The following is a 25,454-nucleotide window of genomic DNA, read 5'->3' as shown; positions in this document are numbered from 1 at the left end:
TGTCACTCATGTGTCGCTTCGGACAAGGCGCGCGAGCGTATCGGCGGCCTGTTCGATTGTCAGTTGGCGCGCGACGCATTGACCGAAGCCGGGGCCCTGGTCGCGTCGGAAGAGGTCGTAGATGCCGGGCGCAGCGGCGAGCAGCGTGAACGGCGCGCAATGCGCCGCAGCACATGAGCGCATGCAACCGCTTAAGTGCACGTCGACGCCGGCGGACAGGCGCTTCGCGAGAGCCAATGCATCGGCTTTGGTGTCCGTGAGGCTTTTCGCGCAGCCAGTGGAACCGGCGCACGCGATCAGGCGTGTCATGGCATCGGCGGAATCGCATGCGAGGCCCAGCGCGTTCAGCGCGGCAAGCACCGCGGGCACTGCGTGCGTTCGGATATCGGGCAGCAGCACGCTCTGCCACGGCGTGATGCGCAGCGTGCCGTCGCCATGGTGTTGCGCGAGTGCGGCAAGACCGTGCAGCGTGGCCGCGTCGATGCGGCCGAGCGGCGGCTGACCGCCGGCATGCCACGTATCTGCGACGCGTTGCGCGTGTGCGCCGAGGCGCAGCGAGGCATCGGCGGTCGTGCTGCGGCGCCAGCCGGCGAGCGTCACGTCGCGTGTCAATGGAAAATCCACGTACGTTTGTGCATGCTGCAATATCGCGTCCGCCGAATGCGTGGCGAGCAGATGGCGCATACGCGTGGCATCGGCAGCCGCAAGATCGAGGAATGTATGCAGCAGCGCGCGAACGAGCGCCGGAACTTGCGAGGGCAGTACCGAGGCCAAGGCGCCTGTCGGGTCCGCATGCGGTTTTTCAGACGAGCCCGCAGCTTTGCCTGATGATGGTGACGGCGATGTCGAGTTCCCGCCGATGTGTGTGTTTGCGCTCGCGCTTGCATCAACGGTCGGGCAGCCTGCGAGCCCAAATACGAAGCGCACGTCACCGGCAGAATCTTGCGCCGCCGCGAGCCACACGTCATGCGGGTGGTCCACTCTTGCGAGCCGCTCGCCGCCGTCGAGCAACAACGCGAATTTCGGCGATAGCGCCGCGAAACGCACTTCGCTTTGCAGCAGCGTGAGAAGCGCCGTGCACAGAGGTCTGGTGTCGAACAGTGCGGACGGGTCGCGTCCGGCAGTCGGGCTGATCATGACGTTGCGCACGTCGTCAGCAGCGGATGCTTTGAGTGCTTGCGCGTTTCGATTGCCATCGTGATCGTCTGCGGCGGAATCGGTCGACGGTGCACCGCCCATTCCTGCAGAGCCGCTTGCAGCGCTCGGTCCGAGCCCCGCATCGAGCAGCGCGGCGACAAGCGCAGCTTCATGTCCGGCACGAACGCCGCGCAACTGCAGATTCGCGCGATTCGTCAGTTCGATCACGCCCGCCGCATGCTGCGCGCTCGCATTTGCGATCGCCTCGGCCTGAGCCGCGCTCAACTCGCCGCCAGGCAGCTTGATCCGGCAGATGCCGCCGTCGCGCGCGGGGACGATCCGCAGCAGGCCCGGACACGCCGAGGGCCGCAGCGCAGATGCCGCGTCAGGCAAGACAGTGGAGGGCGAAGCTGGATTCAAGACGGACACCGGGTTAGCGTCGCGCGGCGGCCCGAGCAAGCGATCAAGCGGCATTGCTGCGGCATCGGTACACCCCGCCCGATGTTGGCTGGCACGAACAGTCTCGCCGGCAGGTCTCCTGGCTGGCAGGTCGTCGTCCGCCGCGGCCTTCCCGGTTGAACCAGTGGCGCCAAGCGCAGGCGGACTCGCTGCATACAGTTGCGGGGGCAGCCACAGCAGTAATGCTCCCGCTGTGTTCCCTGTTAGGCCCCGAAGGGCACCGGCGGCTGTATTATGCCTTTTTTCGGATAGCACAACGAGGCTGGACGCTTTGACCGGCATGGCGCAGTGCATTGTTTGAGATACAAAATGAGGAAGGGCGCATGTCGGCGTGGCTGACGGTGGTGGGCATAGGCGATGACGGCTTCGCCGGTTTGGGGCGGCCCGCGCGGCGTGCGTTGCTCGAAGCGTCGGTGATTTATGGCGGCGAACGTCATTTGTCGATGTTGCCCGCGCGGCTGGCCGCGCGCCGCGCCGAGTGGCCGCGCCCATTCGATCTGGCGCCGCTCCTCGCCGAGCGCGGCGGCTCCGTGTGCGTGCTGGCGAGCGGCGATCCGATGCTGTTCGGCGTCGGCGCGACGCTGGCCAGGCAGTTGCCGGCCAACGAACTGCGGGTGTTGCCCGCGCCGTCGTCGTTATCGCTCGCGGCTGCGCGGCTCGGCTGGCCGCTGCAGGACGTGGCCACCGTGTCGCTGGTCGGGCGGCCGCTGCCCACGTTGAACGCTTGTTTGCACGACGGCGCACGCGTGTTCGTGCTCAGCGCGGACGGGCGCACACCCGCCGCGCTCGCCGAACTGCTGAACGCGCGCGGTTTCGGCGCAACGCGGATGACCGTGCTCGAACATCTTGGCGGCGACGACGAGCGGCGCATCGACGGCCGCGCGGATCAATGGTCCGCGGGCGATGCCGCCGCGCTGAACCTGGTCGCGCTCGAATGCCGCGCCACCGAAGGCGCGCCGCGTCTGCCGCTCACCTGCGGCTTGCCCGACGACGCGTTTCGTCACGACGGCCAGCTCACCAAACGCGATGTGCGAGCGATCACGCTCGCGCGACTCGCGCCGACGCCCGGCGAATTGCTGTGGGACGTGGGTGCGGGCAGCGGCTCGATCGGTATCGAATGGATGCGCGCGCATCCGACTTGCCGGGCGATCGCGATCGAAGGGCACGCGGAGCGTCAGCGCTTCATCGAGCACAATCGCGATGCGTTGGGCGTGCCTGGACTGCAGCTCGTGGCGGGCCGCGCGCCGCAAGCGCTCGAAGGGTTGGCCGCGCCGGACGCGGTATTTATCGGCGGCGGCGTGACGGTGCCGGGCGTGCTCGAAACGTGCTGGGAAAATTTGCGTGACGGCGGCCGGCTGGTTGCGAACGCGGTCACGTTGCAAGGCGAGGCGGCGCTCGCGGCATGGCGCGACAAACATGGCGGCACGCTCACGCGAATCGCGCTTTCGGACGCTCAACCGCTCGGTGCATTCGATACGTGGCGGCAGGCGCTGCCGATCACCTTGTTCGACGTGGTGAAGCGTTGCGCTGCCGATGGTGCCGATAGTGTTGTTGACTACCCCAATGCTGCTTCACCGACGTGACGCTAATGCGCGACGAAACGCCCGAACAACCCGCGCCGCTGCGCAGCGGCTACACGACCGGCAGTTGCGCAACCGCGACGTCGCTGGCGGCGGCGCGTCTGCTGCTCGCGGGTGTGGTTAGCGAGGTGGCCGAGATCGTGTTGCCCAAAGGCCAGCATGTGCCGATGCCGCTCGTCTTCTGCCGGCTGACCGATGACGGCGCCGAAGCCGGCACGATCAAGGATGCCGGCGACGATCCCGACGTCACGCACGGCGCTGTGGTGTTCGCGCGCGTGCGTCTGGTCCCCGAGCCAGGCGTTGTGTTCCGAGCCGGGCCGGGCGTGGGCACGGTGACGCGCGCGGGGCTGACGCTCGCCGTCGGCGAGCCGGCGATCAACCCGGTGCCGCGCAAAATGATGAGCGAGCATCTTGCAGAACTCGCCAGCGAGCATGCATATGGCGGCGGCTTCGAAGTGACCATTGGCGTTGAAGACGGCGAAGCGCTTGCGCTCAAGACGATGAACCCGCGGCTCGGAATTGTGGGCGGCCTGTCGATATTGGGCACGACCGGCATCGTACGGCCGTTTTCGTGCTCGGCTTATATTGCGTCGATTCATCAGGGCATCGACGTTGCGCGCGCTAACGGCTACACGCATCTTGCCGCGTGCACAGGCAATGCCAGCGAAGACGCGATGCGCTCGCACTACGGCTTACCCGACATTGCGCTGATCGAAATGGGCGACTTCGTCGGCGCGGTGCTCAAGCATATGAAGCGCGCGCCGGTCGAACGCCTGAGTATTTGCGGCGGCTTCGGCAAGCTGAGCAAGCTCGCGGCGGGCCATCTCGATCTGCATAGCCGCAACTCGAGCATCGATCTGCAACGGCTCGCCGCATGGGCCGCCGAACAGGGCGCGAACGACGCGTTGCAATCCGCAATCCGCGCGGCCAATACGAGTCAGCAAGCGGTCGCGCTGGCGCATGCGGAGCAGGTGCCGCTCGGCGATATCGTCTGCGCGCACGCGCTTGCCGTCGCACGCGAAATCGTGCCGCCGCAGGTGAACGTGGAAATGTTTGCGATCGACCGCGCGGGCAAGCTGATCGGAGTCGCGCGATGACGAGAGTCCTGCTGCTCGGCGGCACCGGCGACGCGTTGCGGATCGCCCGGCAGCTCACTTCCCGCGACGTGTACAGTCTCGCGGGACTCGGCAAGGTGCCCGACGATCTGCCATGCAGCGTGCGCGTCGGCGGCTTTGGCGGCAGCGACGGCCTGGCGCGATACATCGCAGATGAAGACATCGGCCTCGTGATCGATGCGACGCATCCTTACGCGGCGCAGATCAGCGCGAACGCAGTGAAGGCGGCTCGTCACGCGCGGGTGCCGTGCTGGGCACTGCGTCGACCGGCGTGGCAGCCGCGCGCCGGCGACGACTGGCGCATGGTCGACGGCTGGGACGAACTCACAACGGCGCTCGCGCCATTCAGGCGACCCCTCTTCACGCTCGGACGCGAACCGCTCTCGCATCTCGACGAGATCCCCGCGCATCAATTCTGGCTCGTGCGCTGTCTCGACTCGCACGCAGACACGGAACGCTCCCGCATACTCGCGGCGCGCGGACCGTTTACGCTCGAAGGCGAGCGTGCGCTGTTCGCGCTGCAACGCGTCGACGTGGTGGTCAGCAAAAATAGCGGTGGCAGCGCGACTGAGGCCAAGCTCGAAGTCGCACGTGAGCGCCGCTTGCCTGTCGTGATGCTGCGTCGGCCGTCATTGCCCGCGGCGGATCGTGAATTCGAAAGCGTGGCGGAGTTGCTCGAAGCGCTGCATCTGTCAGTCTGAGTCGTCCGTTTGAATCATGGAGTATTGAATGACGGTGTTTTTTATCGGCGCTGGTCCCGGCGATCCGGAACTGATCACGGTGAAGGGGCAGCGTCTCGTGCGCAGTTGTCCCGTGATTCTGTATGCGGGTTCTTTAGTACCGGCTGCAGTGCTCGAAGGGCATTCGGCGGTGCAGGTGGTGAACACGGCCGAACTCGACCTCGATAACATCGTGGCGTTACTGAAAAGCGCGCACGACAAAGGTCAGGACGTAGCGCGCGTGCACTCCGGCGACCCGTCGCTGTACGGCGCGATCGGCGAACAGATTCGCAGGTTGCGCGAGCTCGCAATTCCCTACGAAATCGTACCGGGGGTGACTGCAACGGCTGCTTGCGCGGCGGCACTCGGTTGCGAACTCACATTGCCCGGCATTTCGCAGACGCTGATCCTTACGCGCTACGCAACGAAAACGACAATGCCTGAAGGCGAACAGCTGGCCGATCTGGCACGGCATCGCGCGACGATGGCGATCCACCTCGGCGTGCGGCACCTTGCGCGCATCGTCGAAGAACTGCGGCCGCATTATGGCGGCGCGTGCCCGATCGCGGTGATCTATCGCGCGAGTTGGCCCGACGAGGAAAAGATCACGGGCACACTCGACGACATTCTCGGCAAGGTAGAGTCCACGCAGATCGAGCGCACCGCGTTGATTCTGGTCGGACAGGTGCTCGCGGCTGAGGGCTTTGCGAATTCGACGCTATACGCGAAAGCGTGACGTGTCAGATGGCGGGTCGATTGCATTCGCCCGTCGCCCATTCCACATAAACGGCGCACGCGCAATTGCGAACCGGCAAACCGGCAAACCGGTTTGCCGGCGAATCGGCTACCGCCAGCGGCTTAATCTTCAAGCGGCGCGAGCGCTTCGAGCGGCATCTTTTTCTCCGCGCCGATGGTGATCGCCGGCACGAGAGTCAGCAGCAACACCACGAAAATCGCAATTGCGAAGATCGAAATGAACGTGAGGTGCAGCGATTGATGCAGCACCATGCGGATCGCTTCGCCACTGCCGAGGCTCGCGGCCTGGTTTTGCAGCAGGCTTTTCAGCTGGTCGGACGTGACGACCGCGACGCCATGCGAATGGCTCAACCCGAAGTTGAGCACCGCGCCGAACAGCGTGGCGCCGAGCGTGCTCCCCAGATTGCGCGAGAACAGGTTCGACGCCGTTGCACTGCCGCGTTCATCCATCTTCACGATTTCCTGGATCAGGATGAGACAGCTGACGCTCGAGGTGCCCATGCCGAAACCCATGATCAGCGAGCCGAATCCGGCGACGAGCGGCGAGCCGCCAGGCGCGAGAAACAGCAGCAGCACCGCGCCGACCGGAATAAAAGCACTGCCGCCGATCAGCATGCGCCGCAAGCCAATGCGATGAAACGACTTGGCGGCGAGCGTGGCGCCGGCGGGCCAGCCGACCATCATCATCGTGAGCGCGAGGCCCGCTATCACCGGCGAGCGATTGAGTACGCCTTGCACGTACATCGGCAGGAAGGTGGTCGAGCCCATCAGGATCATGCCGGACAGCAAGGTCGCGCCGTTGCACGCGGCAATCGGGCGGCGGCTCCACAGCGCAAACGAGATCATGGGTTCTTTTGCGCGGCGCTCCTGCAGCACGAACAGCAGCAGGCACACGACGAATGCGACGCCGGCCATCGATGCATGCGCGAGGTCGTCGTCGCCGGCACAGGTGAGCGCGGTCATCAACGCGGCTATCGCGGCCATGAAGAGCGCCGCGCCTGCAAAGTCGATGGAAGGGCGCGCATGCCGCTCGGACTCTCGTAGAAACGCGATAAACCCTGCCGCGGATGCGAGGCCGATCGGCACGTTCATCCAGAAGATCCATGCCCACGACAGGTTGTGGATGATGAAGCCGCCGACCATCGGTCCCACGACCGCTGAAATCGCCCACACGCTTGCAAGATAACCTTGCACCTTGCCGCGTTCGCGCGCAGGGTAGAGGTCCGCGACGATCGTCAGCGTGACGGGCTGGATCGCGCCCGCGCCGATGCCTTGAATCAGCCGGAACGCGATCATGGCCGGCATCGACCATGCGAAGCCCGCAAGCACGGAGCCGATCAGGAAGATCGCGATGCCGGCCAGCATGACCGGCTTGCGGCCGTACAGATCGGCGAGTTTGCCGAACACCACGGTCATTGCCGTTTGCGCGAGCAGGAACGAAGAGAATACCCAGCTATACAGATGCAGATCGCCGAGTTGCGCGACGATCTGCGGCATGGCGGTGGAAACGATGGTGGCTTCGATGGCGACCATCGCCATGGAAGCCATCACGGCGGCAATGACCAAAGGACGCGACGATTGCGGATTGCGGGACATGGGACGAAGTTGGATCAGAATAGTGGGTGCGTCCGGCCGCCTGGCGCTTGACCTGCACGCTGCGACGCATGAGCACGGCCGTTCGGAGGCGGCCGACCCCGAGTATGCACCTTGCACAGAATCTTCGCATGCGAGCGGCGACATCGGCGCTCTGCGCCGTTTGGCACAGCACTTGCGACCTGCAAGGTTCTTTCGACACATGGAGGATCATTATGAGGATCGAATTCACCGGACGCCGTGAAGTGGTGGCGGCGGCACGCGTCGCCTTCGAGGCCAATGTCGATGGAAAAGGCGTCTGGTGCAGCGTATCGCTCGACGCGCTAAACGACCATTTCGGTAACGGCGGGCCGTCGGCTCACGACCTGGTAGGTACGTTCGAGGCCAATCGCGCGCAGATTGAAAAGGCTACCAAGCGGGTGCTGGAAAAAAACGGTGGGCAGTCGGTGGAACTCGAAACGCGCGACTTCGACAAGACGGGCCCTTAGCATTGCCGCTGCCGCCGTTGGCAGTGTCATTGCCATTGCCATTGTCATTGCCGTCGACGGGTCCGGCATGCGCCGGGCTCGACGGTTGTTTCCGCCGATAAGTTTGGGGCGGCTCGGCGGCTCCTCGGCTCTGACGCCGCGAGCCGTTGCGGCACTCGTGGCCGGTCCATGAGCCGCGCCGGTAAGTTCACCAGTGCCTGGTCGATCGCGCCGCCCCAATAGCACTGCAACGCCTGCCGCAGCCATCACAACGCGGTATAGTTCGCGCGAACCGCGGCCGCCATGCAGGGCGCGCCGCGCATCTTCGATTATCGGGAGAACATCGTGCAGGAAATCATCGAGGGCTTGATCCGCTTTCAACGCGAAGTGTTTCCGCAGCAAAGTGCTCTGTTCAAGCGCCTGTCGACCGCGCAAAGTCCGAGCACGCTTTTCGTGACCTGTTCGGACAGCCGCGTGGTTCCCGAACTGCTGACGCAGGCGGAGCCGGGCGCGCTCTTCGTGATCCGCAACGCGGGCAATATCGTGCCGTCGTATGGTCCGGAGCCTGGTGGCGTATCGGCGACAGTGGAGTATGCGGTCGCCGTGCTCGGCGTGCGCGACATCGTGATATGTGGCCACTCGAATTGCGGCGCGATGACCGCGATCACGAGCAATACGAATCTCGAACATTTGCCCGCAGTGGCCGGCTGGCTGCGTCACGCCGATGCGGCGAAGGCGATCAATGCGTCGCGCACCTATCAGTCGGCTACGGAGCGTCTGGACGCGCTGGTCAAGGACAACGTGGTCGCGCAACTGGCCAATATCCGCACGCATCCGTCGGTCGCCGTTGGGCTCGCGAACAAGACGCTGCAATTGCACGGCTGGATCTTCGACATTGAAACCGGCGTAATGCTCGCACTCGACGGCCGCACCGGCAAATTCGTGCCGCTGCTCGAGAACCCGGATATTTACGCGTTCTGATTGGGCCGCGCATGCTCGACGTGGCTAGCGCTGTGCTGCTAGCCGCTATAGCAGCGAAACGCAAGGCTTATGCGCGGGCCAACGCCCTCATTGAGCTTCGGAATGCCGTGGTCATGCGTGAACTGCGACGCGTAGCTCATTACGAGGCAACTGCCTGGTTCGAGTTCGACATGCACTGCGCGGCCCGAGCCTTTTTTCGGGCGGACGGTCATGCGGCGGCTTGCACCGAGCGACACGATCGCAATCGGCTCGCCGCGCACCAGATTCGCGGTTTTGTCGCTGTGCGGTGCGACGCTGTCGTGCCCGTCGCGATAGAGGTTGAGCCCGACCCGATTGAACGGCGCGCCGACCAGCGAACGGACCATCTCGAACGCTTCGCCAAGCGGCGCGGGCAAGTCCGCCGATTCGCGCATGAAAGTGGCGATCAGCCGGGGCACGGCCACCTCGCGCTCGTACATCATGCGTTGATGGCTGCTCCAGCCGATGTTATACAACGCCTCTTCAAACCACCGTTGCGCGAGGGCAAGCGGGATCGAGTCGGGCAGGTAGCGTATTCCGCCCTCGCTGTCGCCGAATAGCGCAACGGGCTCGGGCGCAAACAGGCCTTGCTGGGACGCCATGGTTCAAGGCCGGGCGCGAGCGGCCCGGCCAGCAGATGGTTGGTTCATGCAAGGCATTATACTGTGTTTTTATACAGTGTTCTTGCCTCCCAGCCGTGCCTCTTGTCCTCGTCCGCTTGAGCCTGCTTGAGCCTGTTTGCGTCGTGGGAGCGCCGCTACTCGCCAGGGCTGTACAGATCGAGCAGTTTGAGCGTTACGCCGTTGGTCCAGCCGAAGCCGTCCTGAAGCGGATACTCGCCACCGCCGCCGCCGCCCGTGCCCGCTCCCTCAACCACGTATTTCTCGACCAGCTTCTTATCCGACGCATAGACGCCTTTCACGTCGGTAAGAAATCGCGTGCCGATCTGTTGCGCGAGGGCGTCGTGACCATAGCGCTTCAAGCCCTGAATCGCGACCCAGTGCAGAGGCGCCCAGCCGTTCGGCGCGTCCCACTGTTGTGTGGTGTTGTAGGTCGTCGTCACGAGTCCGCCCGGCTGCAGCAACGTCGACTGCACTTGCTGCGCGGTCTTTTTCGCACGCTCAGGCCATGCCGCGCCGACGAACAGCGGGAACACCATGGCGGCGGTCTTGTTGTCGCGCGGTTTGGCGAGCTGCCAGTCATAGTCGCCGTAGTAGCCGTTCGGATTCCACAGATAGCGATTGATGCCGAGTGCTCGTTTGGCGGCGCGCCCTGCGAATTCGCCGACACAGCGGAAGTCGCGCGTCTCGCTGCAGCCTTTGGCAATGGTGATTTCCAGGTGGAACATCAGGCTGTTCAGATCGACGGGGATAATCGACGTCGTGCGCACCGTCGCGAGCGTCATGTTGTCGCCGAACCAGCGCGAGCTGAAGTCCCAGCCGCTTTCGGCAGTGGCGCGCAGTTCGCGGTAGACGTCGTTGGGATTGCGTCCGGTGGCCTTTTGCGCGGTCTGTATGTCCTCCAGATACGATTCGTCGCGAGGCGTGTCGAGTTCGTCCCAATAGCGGTTCAGTACCGTTCGGTCGGGCATCACGACCACATTGCGGGTCGCCGAGCCGGCCGGCGTGGAGCTTTCGCCCTGCATCCAGTAGCCATACTCCTTGCGCAGCGCGGGCAGGTACTTTTGATAGACGCCGTGGCCTTCCACCTTCGCCGCGAGTTCCACCATATGCGAGAAGAAGGGCGGCTGCGAGCGGTCAAGGTAGTAGGTGCGATTGCCGTTCGGGATATGCCCGAACGTGTCGATCATGTACGCGAAGTTGTCGAGCATGTTGTCGACGAGGTCCTCACGGCCCGCTTCCTGCAAGCCGAGCATCGTGAAGTAGGTGTCCCAGTAGTAGCCCTCGCGAAAGCGGCCGCCGGGCACCACGTAGGGCTTCGGCAACGGAATCAGCGAACTGTTCGGCGGCGCGCTCATGGTCGTGCGGGTGAGGGCGGGCCATAGCCAGTTGATGTGCTCACGCAGCGTCTGATTTGCGGGCGGCGTGATGACCGGCTCGCTCGGCGGCGTGAAGTACTGGTTCACGAAGTTCGCCAGCGAAAAACCGGGCTTGCCCCGTTGCTGCTGGTACAACTGCACGATGACGGCCGGGTCCGCATTTGGCGTTGCATCGACGAAGGTCTTCTGGTCCGCATAGATCTGCGCCGTCTGCACCGCAACGAAGAGGTCGCCGTACAGGATATCGGGCGCGGGCGGCAAGGTGCCGCCTACCAAGGTGTCGGCGCGACAGACGGATGACAGCCCAACGAGGAAGGCGAAGCTTGAAACAGCAACCGCGCGATGCACGTACTTCGATCGCGCGACGGGGAGGGAAGGCTGAACGAGGACGCCCGGAACGACGGACGCGTTACCGGCACGGCTAATGCTGCACGCTTGCGATGACACAATCATGTCTCCTCCTGAGGAATGGACAACAGGATTGGTCTGCCTCTCACGCCCTCTGTTCTGATGACCCGAGTTGGGGCGTGGCTAGCATGGCATAAAACACGGCGTGCTTCAAACTATGCACGGTGAATGGGTTGAGCGGCGTTGCTGAGACTGTCGCGGAGCCGCGGCCAAGTGCCGATTAGTTGGGATGACGAAGTAATCGAGGCCGGTGTCTGCGTCAACACACCTTGATGGGAGGCTCAACTGCAACCGCTACCGCGCCCAGACCATTTTTAGCTTGTCGGATCAGGAAAAATATCTTTGCTATTAAAGGAATAATCAGCCTAAGGTGTTTCAAGTGCTAATGTCCGATTACCAGAAGTTCCGCGCGGAAATATATTGGAAGAATAGGCTCGTAATTCGCGTTGTTGCGAGACAATCCATATGCTATTCTTAATTCGTCTGAGATTCCGAGCGCGTTGTAAATCAGGCACTTGGGGCGCACCTGCAGCAAGGTGCGCCCCATTTCGTTTGTGCGTCCGCTAAGCATGTGAGCGGAGAATAAACTGAAAGTTAAAATGCAATGACGTCGCTAAAAAGCAACGCTGTAATACAGTGAAAAATACGTTTGGAATTCATGCGGTATTCTCCGCCGCTCAATAGCACCCGCTATTGGATTCAGGAGATATTCAATGAACAAATACGTATTGTCGGGCCTCTCGCTCGCTCTTGCCGGCGCCGCGGGCGTCGCTCACGCACAAAGCTCCGTGACGCTGTACGGCCTGATCGATACAGGCTTGACCTACACCAGCAATTCCGGCGGCAGCAGCAACATCCAGCAGGCAAGCGGCATTCTGAACGGCAATCGCTGGGGCCTGCGCGGCTCGGAAGATCTCGGCAATGGCCTGAAGGCAATCTTTGTGCTTGAAAACGGCTTTAATCTGTCGACCGGCAAGCTTGGTCAGAACAGCCGCGAGTTCGGCCGGCAGGCGTTCGTCGGTCTGTCGAGCAGCCAGTACGGCGCCGTCACGCTGGGTCGCCAGTACGACAGCGTGGTCGATTATCTCGCGCCGCTTGCACTGAACGGCACGCAGTATGGCGGCACGCTCGCGTCACACCCGTATGACAACGACAACCTGAACAACTCGGTGCGCATCAACAACGCCGTCAAATTTCAGAGCGTCGATTACGCCGGCTTCAAGTTCGGTGCGTTATACGGATTCTCGAACGCAGCGGGCAGCTTCGCCGATAGCCGCGCGTACAGCGTTGGCGCGTCGTATGTGTTCGGCGGGCTGAAGGTCGCGGCGGGTTATCTGCAACTCAACGGCGGCGGCTCGTCGACCAACACGAGCGGCGCGGTTGCGAGCGGCGACTCCACCTTCACGGCGGCGCGTCAGCGCACGTACGGCGCGGGTCTGAGCTATGCGTTCGGCCCGGCGAACGTCGGTCTCGTCGTGACACAGACGCAACTGAACGGCGCGAGTGCGATCGGTTCGTCGGCATCGGGCACGAGCAGCGGGCTGGCTTTGACGGGCGGCAGCGCACGCTTCACGAACTACGAAGTGAACGGACGCTATGCGTTGACGCCGGCGGTGTCGGTGTCAGGCGCGTACACGTTTACCGACGCGCGTCTTGACGGCGTGAGCCCGAAGTACCATCAGGTCACGGTGCAAACGGACTACGCGTTGTCCAAGCGTACCGACGTCTATGCTGAAGCGGCATACCAGCATGTCGGCAGCACTGGCAACTCGGGCATTACCGCGGACATCGTCGGCGTGAGCGCTTCGTCGACCAGTTCGCAAGTGGTCGGAACGGTCGGCATCCGCCATCGCTTCTAAGCAGTCGTATCCAGTGCCGCTTTAGCGGCACATTGCAAAAAGGCCCGCGATTTGCGGGCCTTTTTGCGTCGTCGAGCTAAAGAGCACGTTGCTCAGGTGCCAAGCCAGCGCGCAATGAGCGGCATCAGCACGGGAACCACGAAGGCTGTGAACACACCGTTGAGACCCATGCCGAGCCCCGCGAACGCACCCATTTGCTCGCTGACCTGAAAGGCGCGCGCCGTGCCGATGCCATGCGACGCAATGCCGAGCGCGAAACCGCGCACTTCGGGCTCGGCAATTTTCAGCGCGTTGAGAATGGCGCGGGCGAACACTGCACCGAATACGCCCGTCGAGATGACGAGCACAGCCGTCAACGACGGAATGCCGCCGATCTCGGTAGCGACGGCCATTGCAATCGGCGTTGTCGCGGATTTCGGTGCGAGCGACGCGAGCGTCTGATGCGATGCGCCGAAGAGCGCTGCCACCCCAATGGCGGAGAGTATCGCCGTTAGCGAGCCGGCAACGAGTCCGCCGATCAGCGGCAACGCAAAGCGCCGCAGCTTCGCCCATTGGCGATAGAGCGGCAACGCGAGCGCGACCGTCGCGGGGCCGAGCAGAAAGTGCACGAACTGCGCGCCCTCGAAGTAGGTGGCGTACGGAGTGCCCGTGATTTCGAGCAGCGCGACGAGCAACGCGACCGCGATCAGCACTGGATTAGCCAGCGGATTGAAGCGCGCCTTCGCATACAGCGTCTGGGCGATCAGGTACGCGATCAGCGTGATGGTCAGGCCGAGCAAAGGGCTCGCTGCGAGATAGACCCAGATTGCGCCGAGCTTCGGTAAGGCGGTCATTGTGCGGCCTCCTGGTCGGCGTCATCGTGCGACTGCCGGCGTTGCTGCCGGCGCATCAACGCGCGCGTGACGAGCGCGGCCACCGCAATCGCCAGAGTCGTGCTGACGGCAATCGACACGATCACCGCAACGGCGTCGCCGCGAATCCGGCTTGCCGAGACCATGATGCCGACGCCCGCCGGCACGAACAGCAGCGACAGGTGCCGCAACAGTTCGAGCGCGGTGGGTTCGATCGCATCGGCTGTTTGCGGACGCATCATGACAAAGCCGAACAGCAGCAGCATGCCGATTACGGGACCCGGCACCGGCAAATGAAACACGTAAGAGACACCTTCTCCGAGGCATTGAAAAGTAAGCAGGGCAGCTAGCGCTGCAAGCATGTCGAACTCCAGCAGGAAACGGAAATGCGGCCATTGTGTACCATGCGGATAGTTCCGTGGTTCCCGTGAGCAGATTGCGGCGAGCCTTGCGTACAGAAAGTTCTTCATCAATGACTTGTTGCAGGACGACATTCATGCGGATCGAGCCGTTTCATATCGCCGTGCCTGACCATGACATCGACGATCTGCGTCGACGCATCCGCGCGACTCGTTGGGCGCCCGCTACGCCGTCTTCCGCGTGGCAGCAGGGTGTCGATTCACAATGGCTGCGTGCGCTTGCCGACTATTGGGCTGGTCAGTTCGACTGGCGCGCGTCGGAACAGCGCTTGAACCGCCAGCCGCAATTCGTGGCCGATGTGCACGGACAGCGCGTGCATTTCCTGCATCGGCGCGGCGCGGGACCGGCACCTTATCCGCTTGTCGTTACACATGGGTGGCCGGGCTCGTTCGTGGAGTTCGAGGCGTTGATCGAGCGGCTCTGCGAGCCTGCTGCGTTCGGTGGCGATCCCGCTGATTCGTTCGATGTGGTCGTACCATCGCTGCCGGGCTTCGCGTTTTCGCAGGCGCCCGCGCAGCCCGGCATGTCCGCGTTTCAGGTCGCGGATCTGTGGGCATCGCTGATGCGCGGCCTCGGTTATCAGCACTTCGGCGCGCAAGGGGGCGACCTCGGCGCAGGTGTGTCCGTTGCGCTCGCGGCACGGCATCCGCAGATGGTCGACGGTATTCACCTCAACTTCCTCCCTGGGTCGTACGAGCCGGCAATCGGAGCGGCGCAACCACCGTTGACACCGGAAGAAGAGAGTTTTCTGCGTGAGAAAAACGAGTGGGTAGCGCTCGAAGGCGGCTACGCGCACATGCACACGACGAAGCCATTGACGCTTGCGGCTTCGCTGAACGATTCGCCGGTGGGGCTCGCCGCATGGATCGGCGAAAAATTCCGCGCATGGAGCGATTGCGAAGGCGACGTCGAACGGGTGTTTTCGAAAGACGAGTTGCTGACCAACATATCGCTCTACTGGTACACGCAAAGCATTGGCCCGGCGATGCAGATGTATTGGGAAAACCGCCTTCAGCCGATGCGTTTTGCCGATGGCCAACGCGTCGTTCCGCCCGTCGGCTTCGCGCGGTTCCCGAAAGAGATCAGTCGTCCGCCGCGCAGTTGGCTGGAAAGAACCTTCAACGTGGTGCAATGGACCGACATGCCGAGCGGCGGGCATTTCGCGGCAATGGAAAAGCCGGACCTGCTGGCCGCCGAAATCCGCGCATTCTTCAGGCCGCTGCGGGCCTAACGCATTGAACGATGCGCGAAGAGCCGCGCGCGGCTTTCGTGGCAGTTCATCAGGTAGCCGCGCGGCAAGCCAGGCGTTGAATGTTCGGTGAAGCATGAACCCCTGCGAGGTTCAGCAAGGCCGGTGGAACCGTCTGAAGACTCGCGGGCAGTGCGTCGGCGTAGCCGCCTGGTCCACGCTTGTGTGGGCGGCCATGCGCGGCGCTATGCGGGCGATGCCTCATGAAAGCCGTGATAGCGGAAGTCGCGTGCGTCCGCTGAATCATCGAGGCAGACGGCGGCGCCCACCGACAGCAGCGTCTCCACCGTCACACCGCGATTGGATACGAACGTCCATTCTGCCGGCGCGGGTGGCGCATCCGGCATCGCGCGAATTCGCTCGAGAGCCGCGAGCAGTTCGCTGCTTCGCGGCGCGTGAATGACAAAACCCTCGTTTGCCAGCGCGGCATGAGTGATCGCCAACTCGTGACATAAGCGCATGCGCAGCGGCGCTTCATTTTCGGCGGTGCGGCGCGACAGTTCGACCAACTGCCGCGTCGTCTCGTCCACTAACACACCGTGCCGCCGCAACGGCTTCTTATGCCATGCCTCCGGCGGACACGCCTTGCTTGCCGGCGTCAGCGAGACGAAAGGATTGATCTCCGCCGGATAGATGCGGCACACGAGCGGCCGCTCTTCATAGATGCCGCACAGCATGTCGGCGCGAAGATTGGGACACGGACCCGCGAATGCGGCCGCGAGAATGATCGACACGCGCACGGGCAGCGAACCGCTCTCTGCGGGTGTCGAGCGCGCTTTTCTGTAGTCCGCTTGCGCGTTGGGCGGCTCGGGATCGGCCGGCCACGGAATCGCCTCGCAAATCAATTCCATCTGTCCGCCTCGCGCGAGCCAGTCGCTCGCCTCGGCCAATGTGAGCGGCAAGCGCAAATCGTGGCAGCACTTGCCGCACGCGGTGCATTCGAAGTCGATATCGTCCACCCGAATTTCCTCTTTTTAGTTCGACGTTCGGCTTGGTCGCGCGTACGGGGAACATCTGACAGCGAGCCGCGGAAAAAAGTATGGAGCGAAAATCCTTGACACCGCTCGTTGAATCTCTATAGTTCACCACATGGTGAAGTGTCCTGTCAGTCAACTCGATCGTACGTTTTCCGCGCTGGTAGATCCGACCCGGCGGGCTATCCTCGCTCGTCTGGAGCGGGAGCCGGGTCTTTCGGTCACGCAAATCGCGCGCCCGTTGCCACTCAAGCTGCCGGCCGTCATGAAGCATCTCGATGTGCTGAGTGATGCTGGCCTCATAACGCGCGCCAAGCATGGCCGAACCGTGTCGGTCGATCTCGTTGCCGGCCCCATGGAAGAGGCCATGGCGTGGCTCAAACGCTATGAACGCTTCTGGACCGCGAGCCTCGACCGGCTTGCCGATTTTGTCGAAGGAGGAGAGTGATGCAGAAGCCCAGTTTGACCATCGTGCGCCGCCTCAAGGCGCCGCCGCAGAAAGTGTACGCAGCGTGGACGAGGCCGGAGTTGATGGCGCGCTGGTGGGGCCCTGACGCCGGTCCTGTGTTGAGCGCCGAAGCCGATCCGCGAGTGGGTGGCCGGTTTCGCGTGGTGTTCCAGACGCTCGACGGCGAAACGCATGACTGCCGCGGCGAATATCAGGAGGTCGAGACGGACCGTAAGCTCGTCTTTACATGGGAATGGGTGACGTTGCCCGAGCGGCGCTCGCTTGTCAGCATCACGTTTCGTCCGATCGACGACGGCACGGAAATGAACTTCACACACTCGCAGTTCTTCGACGAAGCGGCGCGCGACGGTCACGATGCCGGTTGGAAGGGCGCGTTCGAGAAGCTGGATGCACTGATTGCGGAACTCGGCAACACGGAACTTTGAAGAGGCAGCATCGAATGAAGTGAACCAGTACGGAGACGTCAAATGAAGCTTTACTATGCGGAATCGTTAGCGCCGCGCAAGGCATGCGCAGTGGCTAAATATTTAGGTTTGCCAATTGAATACGTCTATGTCGATCTCGGCAAAGGCGAGCACACTGAGCCCGCTTACCTGGCGCTCAATCCGAACGGCAAGGTGCCGTGCCTCGTCGATGGCCAGAGGAGCATCTGGGAAGCAGACGCGATCATTTGCCATCTCGCGCAACGCGGGCAATCGGCGTTGTGGCCGCAGAACGCCGAGCAGCAGGCGGACGTGCTGCGTTGGCTAAGCTGGAACAGCCAGCACTTCTACCGCCACGGCGGCTTGCTTTACTTCGAACACCTGATCAAACCGGCAATCGGTCTGGGCGCACCTGACAGCGCCAAGGTCGCGGAAGCGCAAGGCTGGTTTCGCAAACATGCGGGCGTGCTGAACGGGCATCTGAAAGGGCGTAAGTGGCTGCTTGGCGATCAGATGAGCATCGCTGACTTCTCCGTGGGCGTCACGCTGCCCTATGCGGCAAGCGCGAAGATGCCGCTAGACGAGTTCCCGGAGGTGATGCGCTGGCATGATCGGCTAAGCGAGTTGCAGGCGTGGCGCGATCCGTTTCCTTCGAGGCAGGCCCAGGCGGTTGCGGCCTGAGAACGTTCACGTGCTGCGCGATCGTTGCGCGAATGGTGACGTGGCACACGTCACCATTCGCGGCCCGGGTCGGCAATGCGCCGACTTGCGGCCATCTGTTCCGTGACCCATTCGCACACGGCTCTTTCTTTGCGCGGCGTTGAACTCAACAGCTAGTACAAAAATCGATTCACGATTCGTTATCAGCATCCGGTCCGCCTTAGCACATCCGGCAATGAAAAATAAAAGAGTTTTCCGTAGTCCAATCCGGAAAAACCGCTATTTAGAGTATTAACTCAGGTGGATTACATCACGCATCCAAGTCGCATAATTCGCGCGGCAATTCAGGAAAGATTGTGAAAGGAAGTTGACACGATAACGTTTGCCAAACTAGGCTACGCACTGTCGTCGAAAACTGATCCTGGTTTCTGGTCCTGCCCGTGAGGTCCGGTGGGCGGCACTTTGCCGGGCATCGTCAAAACGTCGCAAATCGCGGTTTTGAAAGCTTTGTAATAAATAAGTATTTGAATCTGAAAATCAGCCAATTAGTGCTGAGGACGTAACACGTCCATATTCTGGCTAGCAATTCGGTGCTAGTGCGGGAGACCTTTGTCGCTGAAAAAAGAGAAACACGACTCAAGTGACTCAACGCACTTCTTTATACCGATATTGTCAGTCGAGGATTAAAATGCGTATAAATTTCCGATTGCAGGTGCAGTGCCTGGCGTTAGCCGGAATAATGGTAACGGCCGGCTGCGGTGGAGGAGACGGCTCCGCGTCATTAACGAGTAAATCCGCACAAGGGCCGGCGAGCGCATCTGAAGTCGCGCAGGTGCCGCCCGCCAACGCGGTGCTTGCGGATACGTCGATCGACAAGACCGTGCAGCCCGTCGAATTGCCGAACACGGTCATGCCGGTCAATTACAAGCTATGGTTCCGGCCCAACCCGGCGCTGTCGTCGTTCGACGGTCGCGCAGACGTGCAGATCAAGGTGCTCAAGGCCGTCAATGCGATCACGATTGCAGGCCACCGCGTCAAGTTCACCAATGGCACCATCACGCTTCAACCGGGCAACATCGCGCTGATCGCCACGCCGCAAGACGACGGCGACTTCTATCAGCTTCGGCCCGTGAGCGGTCAGATCGCCGCCGGTAACTACTCGCTCCACATGGAGTGGAGCGGCATCATCAACTTCAAGAGTTATGACGATCCGGTCGCGAAGACGGGCGGCAGTTGCGGCGACGATCACTATCCCGGCTGCTCGGCGGCGGAGGGCGTATTTCGCGTCGATCTGAAGGCGACCGACGGCACGACGAGCGGCGCGATCCTCACACAAGGCGAGTCGAATCTGGCCCGGCAATGGTTCCCGGGCTGGGACGAGCCTGCTTTCCGGCCCACCTATGAGGTGAGCGCGGAAGTGCCGCAGAACTGGAACGTCGTGTCGAACGCGGCGGAAAAGCCCGCGGTGAATGTGGATAGCGGCTACAAGCTGGTGTCGTTCGAAAAGACGCCGCCGATGCCGTCGTATCTGCTCTTCTTCGGCGGCGGCCAGTTCGACATTCTCGAAGACGACTTCACGAGTCCGCTGCCTGACGGCAAGGGCTTGCATCTGCGCATTTTCACGCCGCCGGGCATGCGGGACTGGGCCAAGCCGGCGATGCAGCAGACCAAGCAGGCGCTGGATTACTACTATCGCTACACCGGCATCCCATTGCCGCTCACGAAGTTCGACACGGTGGCCGCCAATGACGCGTTCAAAGAGGAGAAGGACCTGAACTTCGGCGGCATGGAGAACTGGGGCGCCATTCTCGAATTCGCGGACGACATCCTGCCCGCGCCGGGCACGACCATGTCCGACTATGGCGTAACCGTGCTCACGCACGAAGCGGCGCACCAATGGTTCGGCGATCTCGTCACGCTCGACTGGTGGGACGATGTGTGGCTGAACGAATCGTTTGCAACGTTCTTCGAAAACAAGACCAAGGTGCGTTTCTTCCCGGACCGCTTCAGCTGGGTCGACGACGTGAAGAACAAGTATGCGGTGATCAACGCGGACCTGAAATCGACCTCGTTCCCGGTGCAGCCGAACTTCAACGGCTGGGCGTCCAACGACTTCGTGCTGAGCGCAAGCGCGTTCACGTACGACAAGGGCGGCCATGTGCTGAAGATGCTCGAGAACTATCTCGGCGAGGAAACGATGCGCCGCGGCCTGCAACAGTATCTCGCCGACTATTCGCTTGGCAACGTGACGCCGAAGCGTCTGTGGGACGAGCTGGCAAAGGCGAGCGGCGAGCCGATGGTCGCGATCGGCGACAGCTTCGTGCGGCAAACCGGCGTGCCGTTGATTTCGCTCGACACCCAATGCGATCTGACGACGAACCAGACCATCGTGACGCTGAGACAGTCGCCGTTCCCGAATCAGAATCAGTATCCGGGGACGCAGTGGACCGTTCCGCTGACGCTCGCTTATGGCGACGGACTGACCTCGCGCAAAACGCTCGCGCTGAAGAACCCACAGATGCAGGTGCGACTCGACGGCTGCTCAGCGGTGCTCGCCGATCCGAGCGGTCTCGACTACTACGTGACGAACTACAGCAACAACGCGTGGAGTCAGTTGCTCGCGCAGGGCAATGCACTGAAGGATCCCGTCCTGCTGACAAGCTTGCAACTCGAAGCGAAACTGCTGGTGGCACACGGTCTTGCGGACCCGTCGCGGGAAACGAGTATTGGCTCGTTCAGTTCCGCTAACGCCACGGTTGCCCGTCAGTTGCTGAAGACGCCGGCGCCGACGACGCAATCGCTGCGTCCGACGATCCGTTATCAAGGCAAACTGCGGCAAAAGGCGCAAGGGCAGTAACGCTCACTAACCCGCGATAAGCCGGCGGCGAACATCAGGCTGCCGGTCGACGGCAGTACGGTGGCCCGCATCGTTCACGCGATGCGGGCCATTGTGCTTCTCGCGCGAGGTCGAGCTTTAAGGCGCTAGGGCATTAGCGCATTAGCGGCCAATATGCGCTTAACGGACAGGCAAGCGGTTCTTCCAAGTCCTAGCGCAATTGCGCCGAAACCTCGCCAACCTACGCCACCTCCACGGGCGCGTCATGACGAAGGTCGCGCGACCCCTCCGCGGCGGTCCCATGAGAATGGACGCCTCGTGCCTGCGCCGGGCGTGGCGAGAAATCTTCCTCCTTTAGTGGATCGCGCAACCATTCGGCGCGGCTCAGCGACGCCGTGTGAGGCCGCGCACGCGCGGGCAGCGCCGGGCGTGAGCGTGGTCCGTGCGCAGGCGCGAAAATTGCGCAGTAGGTGGGCCCTGGCGCATTTTGCTGACCCGATCCCCAAGGCTGGCGGCGCTTTGCGCCCGCTCGCACCTCAGTCGAAAGGCCACTGCGTTGTTGCAAATGCAATGGGCATTGAACGATTTACCAGGTTTCCAGACGCGAAAGCGCTGCCGAACAGCCGTCGGAAGCCGCGCCTCGCGTTGTTGTCGCTACCGGACGGGAGAGTTACATTCCTCCAGCAGCGTTTGCATCGACCGTGCGAATTTGTGAGACCTGAGCCTGATGGAGCGTCAGACGGAAGAATTGCGGAGCGTATTGCGATGTATAACGATCCCGACTTGCCTCCTGTCCACGGACATGGAGACGATGCACGCCTCGACAGCGGCGATGTCGAAGGAACAGGCGTGACGCCCCGCTTCGGACGCCTTGCGCTGTGCGTAGCGGCGGCGAGCGCGCTCGCGTTCGGCGTGGTGGGCACCGTGGCCTACGGCGTCTGGTTCAATAGCGACCAGCAGACCTATGCCGAGGCCATCGCCCGCGCGCGCCAGGCGTTGCGCATGCCCACGCCGAACAACATGGCGTCTGCGCTCGCGAAAGCGTCCGCTCAAGCGGACACTGCGCTCGCGACCAGCGCGCAGGCAGCGCCGCCTTCGGCCGCTATTGTGGGAGCGCCGGTCGTGACATCCGCGATCGTCGCCCCGGCACAGAGTCCCGCTACCGTCACGGGCTCGCCCGCGGACCCGATTGCGCTGCTCGATTTGCCGGCGGTCCCCGCGAAGTCGTCCGTGTCGACGAGTGCGGACAGTCGCAGGCCGTCGGTGTGGTCCGGACAGATCAGCCGTCCGCAGGACGAAGAGGAATTACTCGCGGATAACGCCGAGGCTTTGCCGCCGAGCGCGGCAACCGCCCCCGCCGTTTCGCCTCGCTCAATGCAACGTACCACCGGCGCTGCAGAACCGGCCGCGCCGCAACTGGCATCCACGCGTCCCGCGCGGGACGCGAAATACGCGCAGCAGGAACGCCGCGCTTCGGCGACCAACGCACGGCGTAAGCCCAATCTGTTTGCAAGGATGGGCTCCTTCTTTCGACGCGTAAGTTATCGACAACATGGCAGCGGAAGTCAGCAAGACCTCTACTCGCATCCCTGAAGCGCTTTTCGCGTTGCCCCGGGAATCCGGCCGCGCCAACGGATGGCGCCTCACGCCCGGTCCCGCCACGGTCGCCGTGGCGTCGCTGCTGTGCCTGCTGATTGGCCTGCTGTATCTGGCATTGCAGATCAGAACGGTGTTCGCGGATCAGGTCAAACAGGAATACGCGGGCCTCGTGCTCGAAGCCGTCGAGCGAGCCGAGACGGCGCGTGCCCGCGTCGGCGTATGGGACCAGGTGCCGCACGCACACGATGCCGCAGCCGACGGCTACGGCCAGGCGCGCGCCGAACTGACGCGGCGTCTCGCGTCGCTTGCCGCGCTCGTGAATGCCAGTCCTGCGAATGCGCCGCGTATTCCGTCGTCGGTTTTATTGCCTGATGCGACGCTCGCCGAAATGGACACGTTGCTCGGCGACGCGTCATCCTATTGGCACACTCAGCGCGATACGTACAGCGCAGACATGCGCAAGCGAGTCACGGGGGTCGCGCACATGCTCATCGCGGTGGCGGCGCTGCTTTTCTGTCTGCTCATCACGGCGCTCGGCATGTACGCCAAGCGCAACCGACAGTTGGCCGGCCAGTCGCACGAATTCGAGCACGCGGCGCTGCATGATCCGATGACCGGGCTCGCGAACCGGCGCAAGCTTTTCGCCGCACTGGAGGAGGCCGCTGCCCAGGTGTCGATTGCGGCGAGTCCGCGCAAGATGGCGGTGCTGTATGTGGACCTCGACGGCTTCAAGATGGTCAACGATTCGCGCGGTCATCGCGTGGGCGACGAGTTTCTCGTCGCGGTGTCGCGGCGTTTTCGCGAATCGGTGCGCAGAGAGGACGTCGTCGCGCGCATTGGCGGCGACGAATTCGCAGTGCTGGTTCGCGAATTCGCCGAGCAGGACGAACTGCGCCAGATCGCGCAGCGCCTGATCGCCTGCGTGGCCCGCACCGACGAACAGATGGGCATGGGCATGGTTCGCGCGAGCATCGGTATAGCGAGCTACCCCGATCTCGTCGACGACTATTGCCGCCTCGTCGCTGCCGCCGACGAAGCGATGTACCGCGTCAAGCGAAGCGGCAAGGACGGCTACGCGTTTGCCTCGCGCGCGCCTTGAGGCGCGCGCCTATTGGCTTCTTCGGAGCTTGGGCCAGGCGGCTGCGCTTTCACGGCATAGGGCATCTCATTATCGTCATTACAGCCATCACGCGGTCCGCGCCAACTCGCCCACACCCGCATTAAACGTTTCATCGCTGTGAATTCGCCGCGAGTTCGCCGAGGCTGCCGTTCTTGCGCGGACAGGCGTCTTGCGAACACGCGTATCGGGCAGCGCGGGGCGTGCGTCGACCAGATCCTCATATAGCGAAAGATAGTTCGCTGTCGACACTTCCCAGCCCGAGTCGCGGCTCATCGCGTTGCGCTGCAACGCATGCCACGACGACGGCCGCACGAACGCGGCCAACGCACGGCCGAGCGCGTGCACGACGTCGTGCGGATCTTCGCCGTCGAACAGGAAGCCGGTCGCGCAATCTTCGTCTCGCGCTTCGTGCGGCGCGTAATCGACGATCGTATCCGCGAGGCCGCCCACACGCGACGCCACCGGAATCGTGCCGTAACGCATCGCATAGAGTTGCGTGAGTCCGCAGGGCTCGAAGCGGCTGCCGTGCAGCAGGATGTCCGCGCCCGCGTGCAGCATGTGCGCGCGCGGCTCGTCATAACCGATCTGCACGCCCACTCGCGCCGGCCACGCGGCGGCCAGTTCCTGCATCGCATGTTCGAGCCCGCGTTCGCCTTGTCCGAGAATTGCGAACTGCAGACGCGGATGCTCTTCGAGCAGCCGGGGCAACGCGCGTATCACCACGTCGGCCAGTTTCTGTTCGGTGAGGCGGCTGCCTATCGCGACGAGCGGTGCGAACGGGTCGCGCGTCAAACCGAATGCCTGTTGCAATTCGCGCTTGCACGCCTGCTTGCCGGCGGTGTCGTCGACGGAATAGGGGCGGGCGATGTATCCGTCGGTGGCCGGATTCCACACGGACGTGTCGATGCCATTGACGATGCCGCTCAGTTTCTGCACCTGTGCCTGCAGCACGCCTTCCATTCCGTGGCCGAAGTGCGGCGTGAGAATCTCGCGTGCATAGCGCTTACTGACGGTCGTAACGCGATCCGCGTGTACGATCCCGGCCTTCATCATGCTGAGCGAACCGTAGAACTCAATGCTGCGCTCGTCGGTTAGCGCCGGCGCGAGCAACTCCGGCGGCACGCCGATCCAGCCGCCCAGCGCGAGCGGATGATTGCCCTGGAACGCGAGATTGTGAATCGTGTAGACGCTTTTCGCGGCGACGCCTGCGAGCCGCATGTAAAGCGGCGTGAGACCCGCATGCCAATCGTGCGCGTGCACGATGTGGGGGCGTTTCAGGTTGCGAACGCCGCGCGCGACGCGTGCCGCCGCCGCCGCGAGCGACGCGAACCGCGTGAGGTTGTCGAGATAATCGTGTCCTTGCGGGTCACGATATAAGCCTTCGCGCGCAAACAGATGATCCATTTGAAGCAGCAGGACAGTCACGCCGCTATCGGGCATGCTGGCGCGCAGCAAACGGGCGTCGCCGCCGGGCAGGCCGGTCATGCGCGCAACGTAGGTAACATCGACGGCACGCTCGAGGGCGTCCGGATACGCGGGCATCAGAATCGAGACGTCGACGCCGGCATCGCGCAAAGCGGCGGCATAGGCGCTGACCATGTCGCCGAGTCCACCCGACTTGGCGAGCGGTAGAGCTTCGGAAGCGACAAGTAGTACGTTAAGCGGCAAGGTGGCCCCCAGAGGACGCGTTTTGCACTTGTGCAGTGCGGCGGATTCACAGGGCCATCTAACAGCAAAGCGTGTGCCCGGCGCCCCCTCTGCGT

General features: G+C 63.0%; 22 protein-coding genes and 1 riboswitch. Of the genes, 14 read left to right on the top strand and 8 right to left on the bottom strand.

Annotated elements, in window-relative coordinates:
* Positions 1-6 precede the first annotated feature (6 nt).
* The gene (locus tag JMY24_RS22770) at positions 7-1,566 is read right to left on the bottom strand and encodes an oxidoreductase (RefSeq protein WP_328809251.1); all 1,560 of its coding nucleotides are present in this window, start codon (positions 1,564-1,566) and stop codon (positions 7-9) included.
* A gap of 82 nt (positions 1,567-1,648) precedes the next feature.
* Positions 1,649-1,836: riboswitch (cobalamin riboswitch) on the bottom strand.
* A gap of 83 nt (positions 1,837-1,919) precedes the next feature.
* Here JMY24_RS22770 and cbiE point away from each other — a divergent pair.
* Genes cbiE through cobM form a run of 4 tightly spaced genes read left to right on the top strand, consistent with a single transcriptional unit; the run spans position 1,920 to position 5,746 of the window.
* Entirely contained in the window at positions 1,920-3,179 is a 1,260-nt protein-coding gene (cbiE, locus tag JMY24_RS22765) for a precorrin-6y C5,15-methyltransferase (decarboxylating) subunit CbiE (protein WP_201702986.1), read from the top strand.
* 5 nt (positions 3,180-3,184) lie between these two features.
* Entirely contained in the window at positions 3,185-4,273 is a 1,089-nt protein-coding gene (locus JMY24_RS22760) for a cobalt-precorrin-5B (C(1))-methyltransferase (protein ID WP_201702952.1), read from the top strand.
* The gene (locus JMY24_RS22755; RefSeq protein ID WP_128596910.1) at positions 4,270-4,992 is read left to right on the top strand and encodes a cobalt-precorrin-6A reductase; all 723 of its coding nucleotides are present in this window, start codon (positions 4,270-4,272) and stop codon (positions 4,990-4,992) included. The genes JMY24_RS22760 and JMY24_RS22755 overlap by 4 nt, the downstream gene beginning before the upstream one ends.
* Before the next feature lie 28 nt (positions 4,993-5,020).
* Positions 5,021-5,746, top strand: a complete 726-nt coding sequence (gene cobM / locus JMY24_RS22750; RefSeq protein WP_128596909.1) for a precorrin-4 C(11)-methyltransferase — start codon at positions 5,021-5,023, stop codon at positions 5,744-5,746.
* Between the two features lie 122 nt (positions 5,747-5,868).
* Here cobM and JMY24_RS22745 read toward each other — a convergent pair whose 3' ends face one another.
* On the bottom strand, positions 5,869-7,362 hold the full coding sequence (locus tag JMY24_RS22745; protein ID WP_128596908.1) for an MDR family MFS transporter: 1,494 nt from the start codon (positions 7,360-7,362) through the stop codon (positions 5,869-5,871).
* A gap of 212 nt (positions 7,363-7,574) precedes the next feature.
* Between JMY24_RS22745 and JMY24_RS22740 the strand changes: the two genes are divergently transcribed.
* Entirely contained in the window at positions 7,575-7,847 is a 273-nt protein-coding gene (locus tag JMY24_RS22740) for a DUF1488 family protein (RefSeq protein ID WP_128586116.1), read from the top strand.
* Positions 7,848-8,171: 324 nt separating this feature from the next.
* On the top strand, positions 8,172-8,807 hold the full coding sequence (locus JMY24_RS22735) for a carbonic anhydrase (RefSeq protein WP_128586127.1): 636 nt from the start codon (positions 8,172-8,174) through the stop codon (positions 8,805-8,807).
* A gap of 38 nt (positions 8,808-8,845) precedes the next feature.
* Here the strand turns inward: JMY24_RS22735 and JMY24_RS22730 are convergent, their stop codons facing one another.
* Positions 8,846-9,427, bottom strand: coding sequence for an alpha-ketoglutarate-dependent dioxygenase AlkB (locus JMY24_RS22730; protein WP_128596907.1), 582 nt, complete (start codon positions 9,425-9,427; stop codon positions 8,846-8,848).
* Positions 9,428-9,582: 155 nt separating this feature from the next.
* Positions 9,583-11,277, bottom strand: a complete 1,695-nt coding sequence (gene treA, locus JMY24_RS22725) for an alpha,alpha-trehalase TreA (protein ID WP_128596906.1) — start codon at positions 11,275-11,277, stop codon at positions 9,583-9,585.
* Positions 11,278-11,945: 668 nt separating this feature from the next.
* Here treA and JMY24_RS22720 point away from each other — a divergent pair.
* Positions 11,946-13,091, top strand: coding sequence for a porin (locus JMY24_RS22720; protein ID WP_128596905.1), 1,146 nt, complete (start codon positions 11,946-11,948; stop codon positions 13,089-13,091).
* Between the two features lie 92 nt (positions 13,092-13,183).
* Here JMY24_RS22720 and JMY24_RS22715 read toward each other — a convergent pair whose 3' ends face one another.
* Positions 13,184-13,924: an LrgB family protein gene (locus tag JMY24_RS22715; protein WP_128586119.1), complete on the bottom strand. Its 741-nt coding sequence runs from the start codon at positions 13,922-13,924 to the stop codon at positions 13,184-13,186.
* Positions 13,921-14,304, bottom strand: coding sequence for a CidA/LrgA family protein (locus JMY24_RS22710; protein ID WP_128596912.1), 384 nt, complete (start codon positions 14,302-14,304; stop codon positions 13,921-13,923). Before JMY24_RS22710 ends, JMY24_RS22715 begins: the two co-directional genes overlap by 4 nt.
* Positions 14,305-14,438: 134 nt before the next feature.
* Between JMY24_RS22710 and JMY24_RS22705 the strand changes: the two genes are divergently transcribed.
* The gene (locus JMY24_RS22705) at positions 14,439-15,593 is read left to right on the top strand and encodes an epoxide hydrolase family protein (protein ID WP_128596904.1); all 1,155 of its coding nucleotides are present in this window, start codon (positions 14,439-14,441) and stop codon (positions 15,591-15,593) included.
* Between the two features lie 203 nt (positions 15,594-15,796).
* Here JMY24_RS22705 and JMY24_RS22700 read toward each other — a convergent pair whose 3' ends face one another.
* Entirely contained in the window at positions 15,797-16,570 is a 774-nt protein-coding gene (locus tag JMY24_RS22700; RefSeq protein WP_128596903.1) for a YkgJ family cysteine cluster protein, read from the bottom strand.
* A gap of 130 nt (positions 16,571-16,700) precedes the next feature.
* Between JMY24_RS22700 and JMY24_RS22695 the strand changes: the two genes are divergently transcribed.
* From JMY24_RS22695 to JMY24_RS22670, 6 genes are all read left to right on the top strand, one after another.
* Positions 16,701-17,033 (top strand): ArsR/SmtB family transcription factor, encoded by a 333-nt coding sequence (locus JMY24_RS22695; protein ID WP_128596902.1) that lies wholly within the window; start codon positions 16,701-16,703, stop codon positions 17,031-17,033.
* Entirely contained in the window at positions 17,033-17,479 is a 447-nt protein-coding gene (locus tag JMY24_RS22690; RefSeq protein WP_128596901.1) for an SRPBCC family protein, read from the top strand. Before JMY24_RS22695 ends, JMY24_RS22690 begins: the two co-directional genes overlap by 1 nt.
* Before the next feature lie 42 nt (positions 17,480-17,521).
* Positions 17,522-18,157, top strand: coding sequence for a glutathione S-transferase family protein (locus JMY24_RS22685; RefSeq protein ID WP_128596900.1), 636 nt, complete (start codon positions 17,522-17,524; stop codon positions 18,155-18,157).
* Between the two features lie 667 nt (positions 18,158-18,824).
* Positions 18,825-20,993 carry a M1 family metallopeptidase gene (locus JMY24_RS22680; protein WP_128596899.1) on the top strand — a complete coding sequence of 723 codons (2,169 nt, stop codon included), beginning with the start codon at positions 18,825-18,827 and terminating at the stop codon, positions 20,991-20,993.
* A 744-nt stretch (positions 20,994-21,737) separates the two neighbouring features.
* Positions 21,738-22,565 carry a hypothetical protein gene (locus JMY24_RS22675; RefSeq protein ID WP_201702950.1) on the top strand — a complete coding sequence of 276 codons (828 nt, stop codon included), beginning with the start codon at positions 21,738-21,740 and terminating at the stop codon, positions 22,563-22,565.
* Positions 22,525-23,670 (top strand): GGDEF domain-containing protein, encoded by a 1,146-nt coding sequence (locus JMY24_RS22670; RefSeq protein ID WP_128590832.1) that lies wholly within the window; start codon positions 22,525-22,527, stop codon positions 23,668-23,670. Before JMY24_RS22675 ends, JMY24_RS22670 begins: the two co-directional genes overlap by 41 nt.
* An 87-nt stretch (positions 23,671-23,757) precedes the next feature.
* Here the strand turns inward: JMY24_RS22670 and glgA are convergent, their stop codons facing one another.
* Positions 23,758-25,359, bottom strand: coding sequence for a glycogen synthase GlgA (gene glgA / locus JMY24_RS22665; protein ID WP_128596898.1), 1,602 nt, complete (start codon positions 25,357-25,359; stop codon positions 23,758-23,760).
* Positions 25,360-25,454: the final 95 nt, after the last annotated feature.

The sequence above is a fragment of the Paraburkholderia kirstenboschensis genome, from assembly GCF_904848585.1.
Lineage (GTDB): Bacteria > Pseudomonadota > Gammaproteobacteria > Burkholderiales > Burkholderiaceae > Paraburkholderia > Paraburkholderia kirstenboschensis.
This window is presented reverse-complemented; position numbering and strand designations above follow the sequence as displayed.